Annotated in this window: 20 protein-coding genes and 1 pseudogene; 8 read left to right on the top strand and 13 right to left on the bottom strand. The window is 59.2% G+C overall.

Translation table 11 applies throughout. From position 1 onward, the window contains the following. Window positions 1-70 precede the first annotated feature (70 nt). From sctE to NKI73_RS23870, 3 genes are read right to left on the bottom strand one after another with little or no spacing between them, the layout of a single operon-like run. Window positions 71-1,084: a type III secretion system translocon subunit SseC family protein gene (gene sctE / locus NKI73_RS23880; RefSeq protein WP_352633242.1), complete on the bottom strand. Its 1,014-nt coding sequence runs from the start codon at window positions 1,082-1,084 to the stop codon at window positions 71-73. After that, window positions 1,077-1,610, bottom strand: a complete 534-nt coding sequence (locus tag NKI73_RS23875; RefSeq protein ID WP_352633241.1) for a SycD/LcrH family type III secretion system chaperone — start codon at window positions 1,608-1,610, stop codon at window positions 1,077-1,079. Before NKI73_RS23875 ends, sctE begins: the two co-directional genes overlap by 8 nt. A gap of 7 nt (window positions 1,611-1,617) precedes the next feature. Continuing rightward, window positions 1,618-2,178, bottom strand: coding sequence for a hypothetical protein (locus NKI73_RS23870; protein WP_352633240.1), 561 nt, complete (start codon window positions 2,176-2,178; stop codon window positions 1,618-1,620). A gap of 386 nt (window positions 2,179-2,564) precedes the next feature. On the opposite strand from NKI73_RS23870, the gene NKI73_RS23865 reads away from it, so the two are divergent. Genes NKI73_RS23865 through sctO form a run of 7 tightly spaced genes read left to right on the top strand, consistent with a single transcriptional unit; the run spans window position 2,565 to window position 7,464 of the window. Continuing rightward, a complete protein-coding gene (locus NKI73_RS23865) occupies window positions 2,565-3,065 on the top strand; it encodes a hypothetical protein (RefSeq protein ID WP_352633239.1) in 501 nt (166 codons plus the stop codon). Continuing rightward, window positions 3,062-3,466, top strand: coding sequence for a type III secretion system inner rod subunit SctI (sctI, locus tag NKI73_RS23860; RefSeq protein ID WP_352633238.1), 405 nt, complete (start codon window positions 3,062-3,064; stop codon window positions 3,464-3,466). The genes NKI73_RS23865 and sctI overlap by 4 nt, the downstream gene beginning before the upstream one ends. Before the next feature lie 19 nt (window positions 3,467-3,485). Then, on the top strand, window positions 3,486-4,250 hold the full coding sequence (sctJ, locus tag NKI73_RS23855; protein WP_352633237.1) for a type III secretion system inner membrane ring lipoprotein SctJ: 765 nt from the start codon (window positions 3,486-3,488) through the stop codon (window positions 4,248-4,250). Between the two features lie 50 nt (window positions 4,251-4,300). Then, the gene (locus tag NKI73_RS23850; RefSeq protein ID WP_352633236.1) at window positions 4,301-4,972 is read left to right on the top strand and encodes a hypothetical protein; all 672 of its coding nucleotides are present in this window, start codon (window positions 4,301-4,303) and stop codon (window positions 4,970-4,972) included. Continuing rightward, window positions 4,951-5,601, top strand: coding sequence for a FliH/SctL family protein (locus NKI73_RS23845; RefSeq protein ID WP_352633235.1), 651 nt, complete (start codon window positions 4,951-4,953; stop codon window positions 5,599-5,601). Before NKI73_RS23850 ends, NKI73_RS23845 begins: the two co-directional genes overlap by 22 nt. Further along, window positions 5,594-6,976 carry a type III secretion system ATPase SctN gene (sctN, locus tag NKI73_RS23840; RefSeq protein WP_352633234.1) on the top strand — a complete coding sequence of 461 codons (1,383 nt, stop codon included), beginning with the start codon at window positions 5,594-5,596 and terminating at the stop codon, window positions 6,974-6,976. The genes NKI73_RS23845 and sctN overlap by 8 nt, the downstream gene beginning before the upstream one ends. Then, the gene (gene sctO / locus NKI73_RS23835; RefSeq protein WP_352633233.1) at window positions 6,973-7,464 is read left to right on the top strand and encodes a type III secretion system stalk subunit SctO; all 492 of its coding nucleotides are present in this window, start codon (window positions 6,973-6,975) and stop codon (window positions 7,462-7,464) included. Before sctN ends, sctO begins: the two co-directional genes overlap by 4 nt. Window positions 7,465-8,405: 941 nt before the next feature. On the opposite strand, the gene NKI73_RS23830 is transcribed toward sctO, so the two are convergent. Further along, on the bottom strand, window positions 8,406-8,636 hold the full coding sequence (locus NKI73_RS23830; protein ID WP_352633232.1) for a hypothetical protein: 231 nt from the start codon (window positions 8,634-8,636) through the stop codon (window positions 8,406-8,408). 345 nt (window positions 8,637-8,981) lie between these two features. Continuing rightward, window positions 8,982-9,263: a hypothetical protein gene (locus tag NKI73_RS23825; RefSeq protein WP_352633231.1), complete on the bottom strand. Its 282-nt coding sequence runs from the start codon at window positions 9,261-9,263 to the stop codon at window positions 8,982-8,984. Between the two features lie 43 nt (window positions 9,264-9,306). Here NKI73_RS23825 and NKI73_RS23820 point away from each other — a divergent pair, with 43 nt between their 5' ends. Then, window positions 9,307-9,627, top strand: a complete 321-nt coding sequence (locus NKI73_RS23820; RefSeq protein WP_352633230.1) for a hypothetical protein — start codon at window positions 9,307-9,309, stop codon at window positions 9,625-9,627. A gap of 732 nt (window positions 9,628-10,359) precedes the next feature. On the opposite strand, the gene NKI73_RS23815 is transcribed toward NKI73_RS23820, so the two are convergent. The 8 genes and pseudogenes from NKI73_RS23815 to sctX all read right to left on the bottom strand — a co-directional run bounded on the left by NKI73_RS23815 (window position 10,360) and on the right by sctX (window position 15,845). Next, complete coding sequence (locus NKI73_RS23815; RefSeq protein WP_352633229.1) at window positions 10,360-10,731, bottom strand: hypothetical protein; 372 nt, start codon at window positions 10,729-10,731, stop codon at window positions 10,360-10,362. 40 nt (window positions 10,732-10,771) lie between these two features. Continuing rightward, window positions 10,772-10,887, bottom strand: a pseudogene (locus NKI73_RS23810) (integrase core domain-containing protein); the annotation flags it as partial. Between the two features lie 215 nt (window positions 10,888-11,102). Beyond that, window positions 11,103-11,336, bottom strand: a complete 234-nt coding sequence (locus NKI73_RS23805) for an EscF/YscF/HrpA family type III secretion system needle major subunit (protein ID WP_352633228.1) — start codon at window positions 11,334-11,336, stop codon at window positions 11,103-11,105. 13 nt (window positions 11,337-11,349) lie between these two features. After that, the gene (locus NKI73_RS23800) at window positions 11,350-11,592 is read right to left on the bottom strand and encodes an EscE/YscE/SsaE family type III secretion system needle protein co-chaperone (protein WP_352633227.1); all 243 of its coding nucleotides are present in this window, start codon (window positions 11,590-11,592) and stop codon (window positions 11,350-11,352) included. Next, entirely contained in the window at window positions 11,589-12,944 is a 1,356-nt protein-coding gene (locus NKI73_RS23795) for an FHA domain-containing protein (RefSeq protein ID WP_352633226.1), read from the bottom strand. Before NKI73_RS23795 ends, NKI73_RS23800 begins: the two co-directional genes overlap by 4 nt. Continuing rightward, window positions 12,941-15,037 (bottom strand): type III secretion system export apparatus subunit SctV, encoded by a 2,097-nt coding sequence (gene sctV, locus NKI73_RS23790; protein WP_352633225.1) that lies wholly within the window; start codon window positions 15,035-15,037, stop codon window positions 12,941-12,943. The genes NKI73_RS23795 and sctV overlap by 4 nt, the downstream gene beginning before the upstream one ends. After that, the gene (locus NKI73_RS23785) at window positions 15,034-15,411 is read right to left on the bottom strand and encodes a hypothetical protein (protein ID WP_352633224.1); all 378 of its coding nucleotides are present in this window, start codon (window positions 15,409-15,411) and stop codon (window positions 15,034-15,036) included. Before NKI73_RS23785 ends, sctV begins: the two co-directional genes overlap by 4 nt. A gap of 5 nt (window positions 15,412-15,416) precedes the next feature. Continuing rightward, on the bottom strand, window positions 15,417-15,845 hold the full coding sequence (sctX, locus tag NKI73_RS23780; RefSeq protein WP_352633223.1) for a type III secretion apparatus assembly protein SctX: 429 nt from the start codon (window positions 15,843-15,845) through the stop codon (window positions 15,417-15,419). Window positions 15,846-15,865: the final 20 nt, after the last annotated feature.

Here is a 15,865-nt window from a genome sequence, read left to right as displayed (position 1 = left end):
TTGTCTGTATGACGGTGTGTAGCATGTATATCCTCCTGGTGTTGGGCAGGGATTTGACAGCTATGGCTCGTCAGCCGATGTGCCGTATGGCAGTTGAGGCGGATCGACTCTGCTCCTCGATCGCATCGACAACTCTTTGCGTCATGGTCGTCATGCTGAGGACCAATTCTTGGATGCGTGCGATCTCGTCTTCTTGAAGATTCGCCAATCTGGCGAGGAATTTCCTGATATCCAACGTCTCTGCCTGGGCGTCCGTCGCCTGCTTCTGCAGGAATCCGCTCGCGCCGCCTGCGAACGCCTCGGCTAACGTAGCAATGACTTCGCCCGTTCGGGCCGCTGTCGCAACGTGCTGACCGGCCATGGCAATCTTCGCTACCTTGTCGGCCTGGCTTGTGATCTTCGCGGCAATGCTCGCGGCCCCATTTACCCCACTGCGGAAACCGGCAACCGAGGTGGCCACCGAACAAGCAACGACGATGAAAACCGTGATGATAGTGGCCCAAAGCTCGGCCTGTTGCGGTGACATCCCTTGATCTTTGATGAGGCTTTTCGCAATGGCCTGCATCATCTTGTCCATGACGCCCGTCTCGGTCAGGATCCCCACGGCGAGTGCAACTGCCGCGGTCGAAACGGCGAGAAGCCCGCCGGTGACTACGGCCGCTACCCCGGTGAACGCGATCGCAATCCACCCAAATATCCTCATGACCATCGAACTCTTTTTCGCTTTTCTCACCTTCTCCGCCGCCTCGGAAATCTTTCGGGCAATTTTCTCGTTCTCCTGCTTCTGCAGTTCACCCCAGTGCCGTACATCCTCCGTACCCGCGGCAGCTTGGGCGTTGCCCATCTTTATCTTGAGGGCCAGAAATTTCTCGACGAGTTGGATCGTATCGAAGGCCCGTGGCGGGGGTAGCGTTGGCACCCTGTCCGGCGCCACAGCGCCGTCAGAGACTGGTGGTAGCGAAGGTTCAGCGCCAGATTTGCCAAAACCAGCGACAAGATTGCTGGTGAGTGCGTCGACCTCAGTTAGCACCCCGGATTTTAGTCTCAGTCCACCGATCGCTTCTGTAGTGTTGACGTTACGCATCGCAGTCTCCTTTACCATCAGCTTCAGGGTTGAGCCGACGCAGCATCAGCGACGCCCGCTGAGCCAAATCCTTATGCTCAGGTTTGCCGCAGCTAAGCGCCAATACACTATCAAGCGCGCTCACGGCTGCCGCCGGCTGATCTAGCTTGATAAGACATTTGGCAGCGCGAAACGGAATCTGCGGATCCTCGTCATTCAGCAGCGCAGCCATTCCATAGGCACGCACGGCATTTGCTGAATCGCCCAACATCTGACTAGCAGCACCGAATCCGAACCAAAATCTCGGGTCGATGTACCGATGCATGCATAGAAACCGAAAGAAGTTCAGCGCGTCGCAGTATTTACCGGCAGAATAGAAACGATGGCCGAGCGCGTAGACTGCCTCGAGCTCGTCATCCGTCATCCCAATAACAGCCGCCAAATCCGTTCGTCCTGCGATCAGCTCTTCCGCAATCCGCGCCAGCCCTGCAGCCTCAACAGTGCCCACTTCTCCATCCCCCGTTACCCGCTCCTCTACCTTCTGCATCGCCGCCTCAGACCATCTGCCGTATCAGCTTGACGCCCGACCCACGTACCGGTCGCTGATCGGACGTGAGCGCCGCCTGCCGTTCACATGTGTAAGCTTGCCGAAAGTCCTCATCTCGAGTTCCAACGAATGCGGAGTCGATATCGCCGCTGATGGCATAATCGCCTAAGAGCTCAGCTTGCCTGGCGAGCTGTTCGCGACTTTCTTTCAAGGAGCTCTCCACCTGGGCGATCGTTTGCCGGGCGGTTTCCATCGTCTCATCGAGATCTTTGCTACTCATTCGTTCCCCCGTGGAAGGCAGGCGTTGCGCCTCGCGGGCAAAGTTTTGACCTCTGGAGAGCAGCGACTGCCTGATGGTCGATGCCCACGGCACATTCCATCCCTCAAGGACTGTGCTAGCGCCGTCGTCGGTGAGCTCAACGCGCTTCACACCTACGACGAGGCGGACGAATGATCTGAATCCTTCAGCCACTGCACGACACGTTCTGCCGATGTTTGCGTCACGCCGGCATTCCGTTTGCCTCAAGGCGAGAGCTTTACCTGCAACGGCTCGATGCTCGCGCTTCATGCTAGAAGTCCAAATAAATCGCCAGTCACACTGTCGATATCTTAGTCTAAACCATACCGGTAATATTGTTTCGATATGTGCTCATCATCAGGCGTAATGGCGTCGAACATCAGCCCGATCAGGAATAACAAAAATGCTCTCGGTTGCGGCCTCATATGCGGCGAGTATGGATGCATATCGTCTTTGTATTTGTGCCTGGCGCGATATCGAACAACACTGGCGGCGAGCTCTTCCGCCTTGATGCGTACTTGTTAGCAAAATCCTTTGTCAAAGTGGCTGCCGCGTATGGATCATGTCGTCCCGGATGCAAGTTAACAAACCATTTGCCTGCCGGCGCGGCGCGATTTGAACAAGCTGGAGCGTGTTAGAATTCGGTCCGCAGCTCGATGGCATGGTTGCCGGAAAATGACGCGCAAATCCCCAGGCGCGCAAATCCCCAAGAGAAAGGAAACTCGATAACGATGTCTCCTTCATGTACGTCCGGCTCATCCGGGAGTCGCACTGAGATCGGGCTTGGCTTTCGGCGGCATCTTGCCGAGGCGGCCTTCCTGGCTTGCGTTTCGAATGACGTGGTGCGGGCCAGACGTATTGCGAAAGGACTTAATGCCATTGCGCCGGGCGGTAGGGAGTCCGTCATCGCTTACGCCGTGGCCGATTTGACGGTTGGAGATATCGAGGCAGCGCTGGAAAAGCTGCGTCCGCTTTCGGATATCAATGACGCGTATGGGATTGCATTCAAGGCTCTGGCTCTCCATCTGGCAGGACGACTCAGCCAGCGTGATGCCGTGCTCAAGCAGGTTCCGGGTGGAGATCCCGACGTCGATGGACTCGTCGTGGCGCTTGGCAAGAGCTCGGTCGCACCTCCGTCAGAGAGGGACATCTGGTGAGCGTGAACAGCATTAGCCCAGGGGCTCTGAGGTCTGTTTTGCCAACGGAGAGTGCATTCGTTTCGAATATTTCGGCTGAATCCATTGACCCCGTTCGTCCCGCATCCGTTCGGCCCGAGTTGTCGCTACAGCACGACAGGTCAGCGACCGAGGTGGCGCGCGGATCTGGGGTCGCCCGGACACCGGGAGACGCCATCCTCAGCAGCATGGAAAAGCTGAGCACCAGCTTTACCCAAGCCATAGAAGCCACTTCGGCGAACATGAAACCGGGAGAAATCCACTCGGCTGATTGGCTGAGCGCACAGGTCACGATATCAGCTTTGTCCCTACAGTGCGACATGCTGGCCAAGGTGGTCGGCAAGGCCACACAAAGCCTTGAGACTTTCCTGAAAAACCAATGATCTACCCTGGTGCGCGGGTGTGACCTTTGTATTGAAGCAGCTGGCGATAATCCTATTGATGTTCACGATGGTGAGCTGCGGATCAAAGCTCGAGCTCTACCGCAATCTTCCGGCGCACGAAGCTAACGAAATGCTCGCACTGCTTATGGATCAAGGCATCTATGCCGAAAAAACGACGGACAGCGGCGGCACTGCCTCGTTGGCAGTAGATACTAAGGATGTCCCCCCTGCCATGGAAGTGTTGAACGGCGCCGGACTGCCTCACGACGTCTATGCCGACATGGGCAGTCTTTTCAAGAAAGAAGGTATGATCTCATCGCCGACAGAGGAGCGTGTGCGCTATATTTATGGCATCACACAGGAGTTGTCGCGGACCCTGACCAGCATCGATGGCGTGCTCAATGCCCGGGTCCATGTGGTGTTGCCGCAAGAAATGAGCGACGATCGAAACCCGCCCTTCCCCTCGAGCGCTGCTGTGCTTGTCCGTTACGCACCCAGCACCACCGTCGATCAGATAGTACCGAAAATCAAGGAGCTCGTCGCAAACAGCTTGGAGGGCCTGTCCTATGAAAGGGTTTCCGTCATCCTGCTGGCGGCGAGCCAGGATAATGCTTTACTGCGTTCGGTCGATAGATCGGCCGTCCTCACGACACAGGACAGGGGCGCACGCTATCTACTGGTCGGGCTCGTGTGCGGCACAGCGGCATCGCTTATCGGCAATGGTGTCCTCGCGTTCCTGCTATGGCGTCGCGTCCGCCAGACATCCGCCATAGCGTCTCAATGAGATCAAGCGGATCGAACAATTCAACAGCGATCGCCGGGACATCCGCCGCGATGTCGGATGAATGGCTTGATGCACCGTGGGCGAAGGCGGTGATGTGCTGCATTGCCGATCCTGCCGCTGATCTCGATTTCACAATTGCGCATGGTTGGCCAGAATGGATGCCGCTGGATATCGCTCTGGCGGAACCATTCACTCGTATTAAGCTTGGGCGCTGGCTGCTTCGTGGCCAAAGTGACCAACCGTCAGCCATCATTTCCGCTTGCGCCGCGCGACGAAGTCGGCTCGCGTTTCTCCCGGGACAGGACGCGGTGCGCCTTATGCGGCTAGCTGGCGCCTGGGTGGGTGCATCCGGCCTGACAGGACTTATTCGCGCGAACGATATCGCGGCGGTTCGCGCGGCGCTTGGCGAAGAATCCGTCGCATTCGCTCCGCAGGCCGCACTCCTGCCGCGGCCGACTGCCGCACTGATGTCGGCGATCGGTGCTTGTGACATTCCGTCCGCGCCCAGTGCATTGCTCCACTGCGGCGCGGCGATCTTCGGTCTTGCGATTGGCGGCATTCCGCAAATGCTGCGGACTCGGCTAGGCTTGCGCCGTCCCGCGCCACTCTGGGCGGCGGCGGTGGACGCCTGTCGTGACGACAGTGCTGGCGAGGACGCATTTAATGCGATGCGGCGCCTGGTCCGTAAGAGAATACCCAAATGGTCGCATTGGTTCAGCTGACACCTGCATCGGCTGGCATACTCGGCCCTGGGCGAATCTTGCCGGCGGGCAGCGCACAGGCGCTGGTGGACGCCGAGCAACTGCTTATGCAGGCACGGCGCGAAGCCGATGCGCTCATCGAGGCGGCGCGTGTATCGGCCCGGGTGATCGAGGCGAACGCCAAAGAAGCCGGCTTGGCTGCGGCACAAGCGGCAATCGAGGCCCGCCTGACCGCGATCGCTACGGATTCTCTGCGGGTTATGGCGCAAAATGAAGAGCAGATCGTCAACATGGGCCTGCAGATCGCACGGCGGATCATCGAAACTATTGAGCCAGTGGAGGCGGCGGTGCAGATTGCTTTGCGCGGTCTGAAATTCGCGGGGCACAAATCCCTCGTCCGGCTACGCGTGGCACCGTCGCTCCTCGAGGCGGTCCGCAGCCGATTAGACGAGATCCTCCCGAGGCTGACATCGCGCGCCGTCGACCTAATTGCGGACGCGCGCGTGAATGATGCCGGATGCATCATCGAGACCGATGCCGGACTGGTCGAAGCCACCATCGAGAGCCAGCTTGCGGCGATCGAAAGCTGCCTACGCAGCAGCCTAGAAACCTCTGCAAACTCAAAGCATGATAATGTCCCAAATGCCTAAATCGATCTCCGAGCCAGCCGAGCCGGCGAACGCAGTCATTCCCCCTGAGCAGGAGGACATCGATCGCTTTTTCCAGCTCGCAAGATCAGCAATTGCGCAGGCGTCGACAATGCACGTCCGCGGCCGGGTCCTTCAGATCCTTGGAACGGTCATCCGTGCCACGGCGCCGGGCGCCCGCATTGGCGACCTTTGCACTCTTCGTAATCCGGAGAACGACTTGCAACTGTCGGCGGAGGTCGTTGGCGTTCAGTGCGACGTCGCCATTCTGACACCGCTTGGGGAAATGCAGGGCCTCTCCACGCTCACTGAAGTGGTCCCAACGGGAAAGCCCCTCATGGTACCCACCGGCTGGAATCTGCTGGGCCGCGTCCTCGACGGTTTCGGCCGACCTCTCGACGAATCCACTAATGGGCCGCTGCTTCCGGAAGCCCGCGTGCCTGTCTACAGGGACGCACCAGCCCCCTTATCCCGGCGTATCATCGACAAAGTCCTTCCTGTCGGCATACGGGCGATCGATGGTCTTCTAACCTGCGGCGAGGGGCAGCGCACCGGCATCTTTGCCGCTGCGGGCGGAGGCAAGAGTACACTGATGTCGATGCTGGTGCGTGGCGCAGCGGTCGACGTGGCTGTGATCGCGCTGATCGGCGAGCGAGGCCGGGAGGTGCAGGAGTTGATCGAACACAATCTCGGCGCAGAAGCGCTATCGAGAGTGGTTATTGTCGTTGCTACTTCCGACCGCTCCGCAGCGGAACGGGCCAAAGCGGCCTATGTCGCGACGGCCATCGCCGAATGGTACCGCGACCAAGGACAGCGTGTGTTGCTTCTCATGGATTCGGTAACCCGTTTCGCGCGTGCGCTGAGGGAGATTGGTCTCGCGGCCGGTGAGCCGCCGACACGGCGTGGTTTTCCGCCATCGGTTTTCGCTGCACTGCCGAGGCTTTTCGAACGCGCGGGGAACAATCACCGCGGATCCATAACGGCCTTCTACACTGTGCTTGTGGAGGGCGATGATATGGCCGAACCGGTGGCTGATGAAACCCGATCCATCCTCGATGGTCACATTGTGCTCTCACGCGCCTTGGCAATGTCGAACCACTATCCCGCTATCGACATTCTGGCGAGTATCAGCCGTGTCATGAGCGCAATCGTGTCGTCCGATCATGAATGGTTGGCGGGCAGCCTGCGGCAGCTGATGGCAAAATACGACGAGGTGGAACTTTTGGTGCGTGTCGGCGAGTATAAGGAGGGAGCAGATCCACTCGCTGATGCAGCGATCGCCAAAATAGACCAGATACGAAGCTTCTTGCGACAGTCGACAAAAGAGCAGATCGGCTTCGACGCAATGGTCGATGCGCTCGCCGCCTGCTTGGCATGATTCCTAAAGCCGTACATCGCATTCTCGAACTCAAGCAACTGCGGCGCCGCCGCGCTGAAGATGCGTTGCGCCTGCGGCAGGCGGCTCTCGACAATGCTGTCGCGGCAATCGAAACCGCTTCGACAGATCTTCGCAGATGGCAGGAAGACCGACCCCGTCGCGAAGCCGCGCTATACGATCCCTTAATCGGGAAAGCCGCGGCTCTCATTGATCTTGACGAGGTGAATGCGCAGGTCGTCTCGTTGCGCCAACACGAACAGCTGCTCCAAAAGCGCCTCGATGCGACCAGAGCTGAGGCCGACCGCAGTCGGCAGGCGCGTGAGGAGGCGCACAGCGTGGCACGTGAGGCGTGGCGCGAGGTTAGCAAATTCGAGGATTTCGTTCGCCGCTTGCGCACCAACGCCACCCTGGAGGAAGAACGCTCAGCGGATCTGGAATTGGAAGATTCGCTCAACGGCGGAACAGTTTGGGTAGTAAGCAAGACATAATCTGTCGGTGAAACTACATCGAATGTGGAGCGTCCGTCCGTTGTCAGCGATGCGGGGACCACGGCGATTAGTGGTCTTGAGAGGCTGAGGGCTCTGGCGAAGCGCTCAGATCAATGTTGACCTTTTGAAGGGGCACGTGTTTTGCGGGAAACCACAGGAGCGCCCCGATGGGCCATGATGCTGAACATTACGGAATTTCCAAAGGCAGATTGTTTCTGGCGCTTTGAAATTCGCCACCATTGGTTCCGGCCGATATTGGGCAATCATTGGCGGGCCGCCTGGAACTGGCGGTCTCATCCGGTCTCTTCGACAGGGCAGCTCATGGTCGACGATGGAAAGGATCTTGTCCGATCGAGTAATCGCGGACTCAACCTGGTCAAGCCAGCGACGTTCTAGGAACTGCCCGATCCTTGATGCTTCCGCTGCGCGACAATCACGATGATCTCAAGATGTATCCATAGGAGGTGAATATGAGGGGCATTGAGGAGCGTGGCAAGGCGCCCATCTCGGCATTCAACGCCATCGAGCGTGATATCACGGACGATTCTCTCATCGGACCGGCGGCTAGCGTTGAAGGACAGGGTGAATCATCCTGTTCTGTGGTGGAGCAGACGCGCTCTGAGCCTCAAGATCAAGCGTTTTCTCCTGTAAGCAGCCAGCATACCAGCAGTATCCATGATCTGCCGCTGGATATTCTCGGTGAGGTTGCTCAGCGGCTCAGCCTGATCGATCTGCTGGGCATGTCACAAACAGATCAACAGCTGCGTGTCGCCGCGATGGCAATCGCGACGCCTGAAGAAAGGATCCGGGTTCAGGCCATCTGGAACAGGCTGACGCAACTCCAACCCGGCCCGCAGCCGCTGATGTATCCCGGCGTGATGCAATCACTCGCGCGCAACTTCGATTGCCTCACCAGAGTGCAGCAGGAGCACATCGTCGCGCTAGTCGAGGGGCTTGAGGACTACGACGACCGCAACTGGATCCTCGACGATATCGGACCGGGCTTGGTAGAACTCGCGCCCGACCTCCAGCAGCGCCTCGTGGCGCTTGCCGAGGGACTTCACCAGTCCTGGGAACGTAGCGCGGCCCTGCGAGGCCTCGGGACAGGCGTGGGAAGGCTTGCGCCCGAGCTGCAGCAGCGTCTGGTCGCCCTCGCCGAGGGACTTGACCACCCCTTACATCACTCCTCGGCTCTGTACGGCCTCGGAGTGGGTGTCGCGGGGCTTGCCCCCGAGCTCCAGCAGCGTCTCGTCGTCCTCGTAGAGGCACTTGACGACCCGGAAGATCGCGCGGAGGGCCTATTGGGCTTCGGCCCGGGCTTGGCAGCGCTTGTACCCGCGCTCCAGCAGCGTCTCATCGTCCTGGCCGAGGGACTTGGCGACCCTGAGCTCCGCGCCGTGACCCTGGAGGGCCTCGGAGCAGGTGCGGCAGGGCTGGCCCCGGCGCTCCAGCAGCGTCTCGTCGTCCTCGCCGAGGGGCTCAATCAGCCCGACGATCGCGCCTTGGCCCTGCAGGGACTAGCAGCGAAGATGGCATCGCTTGCTCCTGCCCTCCAGCAGCGTCTTGTCGCCCTCGCCGAAGGCCTTGACGTCTCCGAGAATCGCGGCCCGGCCCTGGGGGTCCTCGGTGCAAGCGTGGCAAAGCTTGCACCCGAGCTCCAGCGGCGTCTGGTCGTCCTCGCCGAGGGGCTCGACCCCGCCGATTGCGCCTCTGCCCTGGAGGGCCTCGGAGCGGGTATGGCAGGGCTTGCCCCCGAGCTCCAGCAGCGTGTCCTCGTCCTCGCCGAGGGGCTCGCTCATCCCGAGAATCGCGGCACGGCCCTGAGAGGCCTCGGAGCGAGGCATGGCAGGGCTCGCCCCAGAGCTCCAGCAGCGTATCGTCGTCCTCGCCGAGGGGCTCGACCAGTCCGCAGCCCGCATCTCAGCGCTGTGGGGCTTCGGTGCGGGCATGGCAGGGCTTGCCCCAGAGCTCCAGCAGCGTATCGTCGTCCTTGCCGAGGGGCTCGACCAGCCCACAGATCGCGTCTCGGCTCTCCAAGCTCTCGGAGCAGGTGTGGCGGGGCTTGCGCCCGAGCTACAACAGCGCATCACTGCCATTGTGGACGGACTTGACCAGCCGGAGGATATAGCTGCCGCCTGGGCAGCACTATTGCCGGGTCGGTGATCAATCCTGCTGTAGCCCGAGAACATGGAGTTTAGCATGTCCACTAGCTAGACAGCGAGAATTTCGAACTGCTGAACAACCCACGGCCTGGATAGTGGGTGTACCCCGCCTGTCGTTTGCGCATCAAGTGGATCATCTTGATGAGCCAGCACATCGGCATTAATTGAGGAGCGGTGAGGTGTGCAGTCCGGCAAATAACCACCGGGGCGGCTTTTCGACGTTAACAGGCGGTCCGTTGACGGGCTACCTTGCGCCAGTGCAGTGAAGGTGTCCGAACACGGCAGCATACGGCCGGCACTTTCAGCGCCGATCCTGGCGCAGATTGCCGCCAATCGTGCCATTCGGGGCTTACAGGAACGACCTGGAGGAAAATTGTGCCAAGTGCAGCAATGTGTGCCGGCTTCGCACTACCGTCCGCCAGTTGTCGATCCGCTGATGCAGGACGTCGCCAATGGCGCTCGAAAGACACGCAAGCGGAGACACCGCAGGTCATCGTTTTCGTCTTCGGTTTCGAGGCCGAGCAGAAGGTCCGCAGACCGGCGGGCCCACCAAGCTGCGCTTACAAAGCCCCTCAGAGGCGCGCCTGCACGCGGTTGGTTCCGAAAGGAAGACGGCTTGGAGCCGTGCATCGGATCTGACGTCGGAGATTCCGAGGCAGCAGTCCGAAGAGCGGCCTCCGGATTCAACTCTTGAGCCTTGCGATGGCAGCACCAAAGCGCAGGTAACAGGCCTTCAAGCGCCGGGCAGCGTGCCCTTCACCGACGTCGCGAAGAGATCGAGCAGGATGGCCAGCGCCACGCATGCGGTCAGGATGATACCCGCCATCAACATGCGGTTAGCGCGTTCGTAGATGGGTCGGCGCAGCGAACTCATGTCGAGCAACATCGAAAGCCCGCATCTGCAACGCGAACCGAACAGGATCGGCACAACGGCAACCAAGTCGTAAAATTCCCATGGCATGGGGTTGGCAGCCCAATGCATGACGAAGCCGAGTGAAAAGGCAAGCAAGATCCCCACGACGGTGATTGTACGTTGCGGAAAATCGTCCTTTCCTCGCCGTTTGGAAATGCCCAGAAAAACGCGCCTTGCTGCCGGACGCGCCACGGAAGTTTCATCCAGTGGCGATTAGAGCCTCGGCTCCGCGCCACCAATGGGCGTTCAGCCACCCTCCCTAAAGCGGCCGTTGAACGCTTCGATATAGGCGTTGCCGGTGGGCTTTCCCGGTCTGCTGACGTCGAGCGTCACGCATTTCGCGTAGGCCTCGGGTCAAGGCCGCGGGCGCGGCCGGAGTGTCGTATCCGCCTGCATTTGCTGCCCGCGATTGATGCGTTGTGAAAGCGCATGCACGAGCCTCCACGCGCAATCGCTCCCGACCCTCGCTGAGGCAATCCTGCGCTCCATGCATACGGGTGCACAGCGCTGCCAAAAGAGCATGCCGGCTCACATAAGAAATGAACTGCTGGTATCAAATATGTTCAGCTGATTTTCTGGGACACCCCCTTCAGGGCGTCATAAATCAACTTTATCATGCCGGACTCCAAATTTAGGCTGAGGCTCCATTGCTGACTGATAGATTGAAGCTTAATAAGATCGGACGCGTTGCTGGGGTCCATGGAATTCAAGAAGCTGTTAAGATTTCTTTCTGCTGCAGCAGTGGCGCTTCCAAGGCTTCTGCTTAGATTAGGGCTGTGGCCATGGTTGATTTCCATCTCTATCTCCAAGTTAGCGACATTTGTGTATCGGGATAGCTTCCCATGTCGCGTTGATCACCTCTTTCGCCGCATCTATCGCGTCCACAATGGCTGCCAAGACTTCGAATTCCTGCCTTAAAACGCCACCATCCATTTCACGCTTCAACGATTGCCGGCATGTATCGAATTCCCTCTCCAGGGCAGATCTCCTTGCACCGTCGAAATCACTTAGCAGCTGCCTTTGCAGCTCAAACTGGGCCATGATTTCGCTCATCCTTTCTCCTCCGCTATCCAACTCGGCGTGCTCTGATAAGGAACATGCACCTCATCCGCGCCGAGGCGCACAAAAACTCCGTCTCGATCGATGGCAACGATCTGGCCCAAGGTCTCGAGACGGTCGCCCACCTTCAGGCGCATTCCATTCTCAAGGACGATGAACGGGATTCGGCCGAGGTGTATACCTCTCAGCGCCGGCAATATGACCGGCGTGAACTGCGTCTCAAGCTGGATGTAGGGCGCGAACTTCTGCTGAAAGCGGGAAGCGACGTTCTCCCACGCTTCAAAAGCAATCGCAGTCAGAGCGCCCGAAACGAGCAGGCCATCGGACTTCGTCAAGATGTGAGTGGAGCGACGGAGTTGGGCCGTCATGGCCGTCTCTAGAAAAGCGCGAGCGCATCCGGGTGTCACGATGGCGTTTTCAACTTTTCTTAGGCCTGGAATATCCTGCCGTAGGCGATGAAGCGCCGCCTCGACCTTCGCATCGCTGGGTCCATATCCTGTGATCGTGATGTGCCCGGTGCCGATCACCCGAACGCCACCTTCGATCCCGAAGCCGCGTATGACCGTCGTTACGAGATCGATGAGCTGCGAATCCGACACAGTGGCCGGTCGTTTCGATAACACTTCCGCTTCAACGCCGGCGTTGCTCAGGGCGGCCCTCAGCTTAGCATCGTCTCCAGGTCGTAGGTCTCCTGCGGTGTTGTCGTTGCGCGCGACGTCTAATTCGGGACTGATATCCGGCGCTGTCCTCATCGGGTCAGCGTCCGCCGCCGCTTTCAGGGCGGAGGGGGGACCTCGTCCTATTGCCGTCCAAACCCCGACGACCGGCGGAATCAGGAGAGCGCAAGCCACCGCGCCGAGCCGTAGTCGCCGCGTCCCCGAGCCCCTCATGAGATGTATCTGCCGGCCGTGCAGAGCCGCCGACGCCAGTTCGGGGCGGGCGGAACGATGCGTCGATCCAACCGGCTCCCTGCTTCGCACCAAGGGGTCGATCTCGGGAAAGCTGCTCCGGGCCGGGCCGATCGCAAAGATCGTCCGACCAACCTGCACTGGCGTCAGCGGTCCGAGCACTGTCCAGTCGTCTGTTGGGAGATCTTTGGCGCCGATGCGTACGCCCGGTGCGAGGGCAATAATATCGATGCGTCCCGCCTCGATGCCAATTCGAAGATGTGTGGCGGCCAGCTCTGGGTCGGCGAAGGTGAGGTCATCGGTATCACTTGCACCGATCGACCAGACTCCCTCCTCCAGTGACGTCTCTGCATCCCGGTTGGGACCGGACAGCACGCGCAAGATCAGCTGGGCATCATCGCCAGTGCCAGTAACGCTTTCCACATTCGGCTCACTCACGGCAGCGATATCCTTGCCAGCGGCTGTACCGAGATGTCGGGAGTAAGCTCCTGATAGGAGAGCACGGGTAGCGCACGAAGATCGACTTCGATGATCTTGCGCAAGTATCGCCGGATATCGATTGTAGTCAGCAGAACGGGCTGGTGTGACTGCTGGCCAACATTGCCCACCGCCTCCCGCACCTTATCAATGATTTGCCGTGTTGTGCCAGGGTCGAGGGCGAGATAACTGCCAGCGGACGTCTGCCGAATGGCATTACGCACCGTGTCTTCCACCTCCGGCGAAAGAATGTAAGCTGGCAACAGGTTCCTGCCGACCGAATGCCGGAAACAGATTTGCCTTTTCAGCGCACAGCGCACATGCTCAGTGAGCAGAACAGTGTCTTTTTCCTTCTGTCCCCATTCGACCAGTGCGGTGGCGATAGTGCGCATGTTGCGCAGCGAGACCTCCTCGGACACCAGTCGCTTCAAAATCTCAGAAATCGTCTGCAGGGGAACTGTCCGCAGCACCTCTTTTACGAGTTCCGGGAAAGATGCCTCCACGTTGTTCAGCAGAATTTTCGTTTCCTGGATTCCGATAAACTCGTCCGCTTGCCGGCGCAGGACATAACCAATGTGGTAGCTGATTATCTGAACCGGTTCCAAAAATGGGATACCGGCGGCTTGCAACGACTGGCGATGTGCGACGTCGACCCAGGTGGCCTCGATTTGAGGCAGGGAGGGCTTACCGGGAAGATACGGAATACCCACCATGTCGAGGTTCTCGGGGAGATCACGAGCCAGCAGGTGCTGCGCTGGTAAGGATCCTTCACCACATGGAATCTCGTTGACCATGATAGTGTACGTGCCATCTTTGTTGTTGTCGTTGATACGCAGATTAATGGCGGGAAAGGGAACACCGAGATCGAGAAGCAGCGCATGTCGCACAGCGGCCAATTCCTTGTTAAGCGAGTCCGGCCGGATGATGCCCTGAACGTCACGACCAATGTCGACCATCACCGGGATCGTGAGCGTGATGGCATCCCCGCCTCCGCCGCCAGGTTCAGCCGGCCCGTCCGACGCCGTCTCAAGCGCTCTCATGCCGCCGATCGAGTAGGAACTCACCGACGGCGCAGAAGGCGCACGACTGCGCTGCAACAACCAGCCGCCGCCTCCAGACAATACTGCCAAGATGACGAAAATCATCGAAGGAAAACCAGGTACCAGCGAGAACAGGAGTAGGCTAAAGGATCCTACGATCAGCGCACGTGGCTGGGCAGTTACCTCATCTCCAATTTCGGTGCCGAGATCTGAGCCCTTGTCCTTGTCGCCCACCCTCGTGACGATGAAGCCTGCCGAGATTGAGGTGAAGAGAGCCGGGATCTGACTGACAAGGCCATCCCCGATGGTCAGGATCGTGTAAATCTCAAGGGCTTTGTGTAAGCCCATGCCCTTTTGCAGTGTACCGATTGCGAGGCCGCCCAAGATGTTGACGACGACGCTGATCAAGCCTGCGATTGCGTCGCCTTTGACGAACTTCATGGCACCGTCCATGGCCGCGTACAACTGGCATTCGCGCTCGACGGCGGTGCGGCGTCGACGTGCTTCTTGGATATCGATACCGCCCGCTCGCAGATCGCCGTCAATGCTCATTTGCTTGCCCGGCATCGCATCGAGCGAAAAGCGTGCAGCGACTTCAGCCACGCGCTCGGACCCTTTCGTGATGACCACAAACTGCACGATTGTGATGATCAAGAAGGTAACCGCACCCACCACGAGATTCCCAGCCACTACGAAATCGCCGAAAGTCTTGATGATCCGGCCGGCCTCCGTGTGCAGTAAGATCATGCGTGTCGCAGCGATGCCGAGCGACAACCGAAAGAGCGTTGTCAGCAAAAGCACCGACGGAAATGAGACGAACGCGAGGGGTGACTTGATATAGACTGCGACCATCAGCAGGAGCGCGGAGATTCCAAGGTTGACAGCCTGCAGCACATCCATCAGAACCGGCGGCAGGGGAATAATCATCATGAAGATGATCCCAATTAACAGCCCCGCCAGAATGATATCGTTCCGGCCAGTCGCAACAGCCAGGACTCCGTTCAGAAATTTCACACTGCCCTCCCCCACGACGCACCCGGCGCGGCCGCCTCTGTCAGCAGTATTGCGACCATTTGCTGACAGGCTCTCGCCTCGGACCTGAGGCCGAGTTTCCAACAGGCCTTGGCCCGCACCTGCATCACCCGGAATCGGTCCTTGCCATCCAGTGCATGGACAAGAAGCCGGCCCGCCTCAACAGCGGCTTCTTCGCAGTGCCCCGCTCGCAGCAACGCCAGACAGCGTGCCTGTCGTGCCCAACCCGGTCCAGAGTCAAGATGGTCGAGGGCGAGCAGAAGCTTGGCTGCATTGTGAAAGTAGCCAAACTTGAGGTAGAGATACGCAAGGGCCGATACAGCATCGCGCTTGTCGGAACTGAGGAGAGGCTTCATCAGCATTATCCTCGCATCAGAGCGCGGCAGGCGCTCTCGAAAAGAACTCGGTCGGCTAGCTCCTGATCAAGTACCGAGAGCGCGTCGCGGTATACCGCGCAATCTGAGTCCTGCGCCTGTGCTGCGAGATCGCCCAGCGATGCATGTGCGGCCTTGAGGGTCGTGGCGTATGTCGGCGAGTCGAGGACTCCGGGATTTGCGATCGGGGGGGCGAAGGCTGCCATCATCAGGTCGTCGACCGTGGGGGCGTCGTATAGCAGATCGAATTGTGAAGCCGGCCGAGTGTCGACCACGGGTTTGCGAACAGCTTCCAGCAGCGCCACAAGTTCGGTTTGGATCAGGCCGCCAAAGTCGAGGCGCGTTGGGCGCAGTTCCGCCGACCTACGCGCAGTCGAAGTTGAATAATTCAGGTTATCAAAGTTGATTTTATTCATGGTTCACTGCGCTGTGGCAT

Origin of the sequence: Mesorhizobium sp. M0496, assembly GCF_040321205.1 — a bacterium.
Taxonomy (GTDB): domain Bacteria; phylum Pseudomonadota; class Alphaproteobacteria; order Rhizobiales; family Rhizobiaceae; genus Mesorhizobium.
The sequence above is the reverse complement of the archived record's forward strand: the minus strand, read 5'-3'. Positions and strand labels throughout refer to the sequence as shown.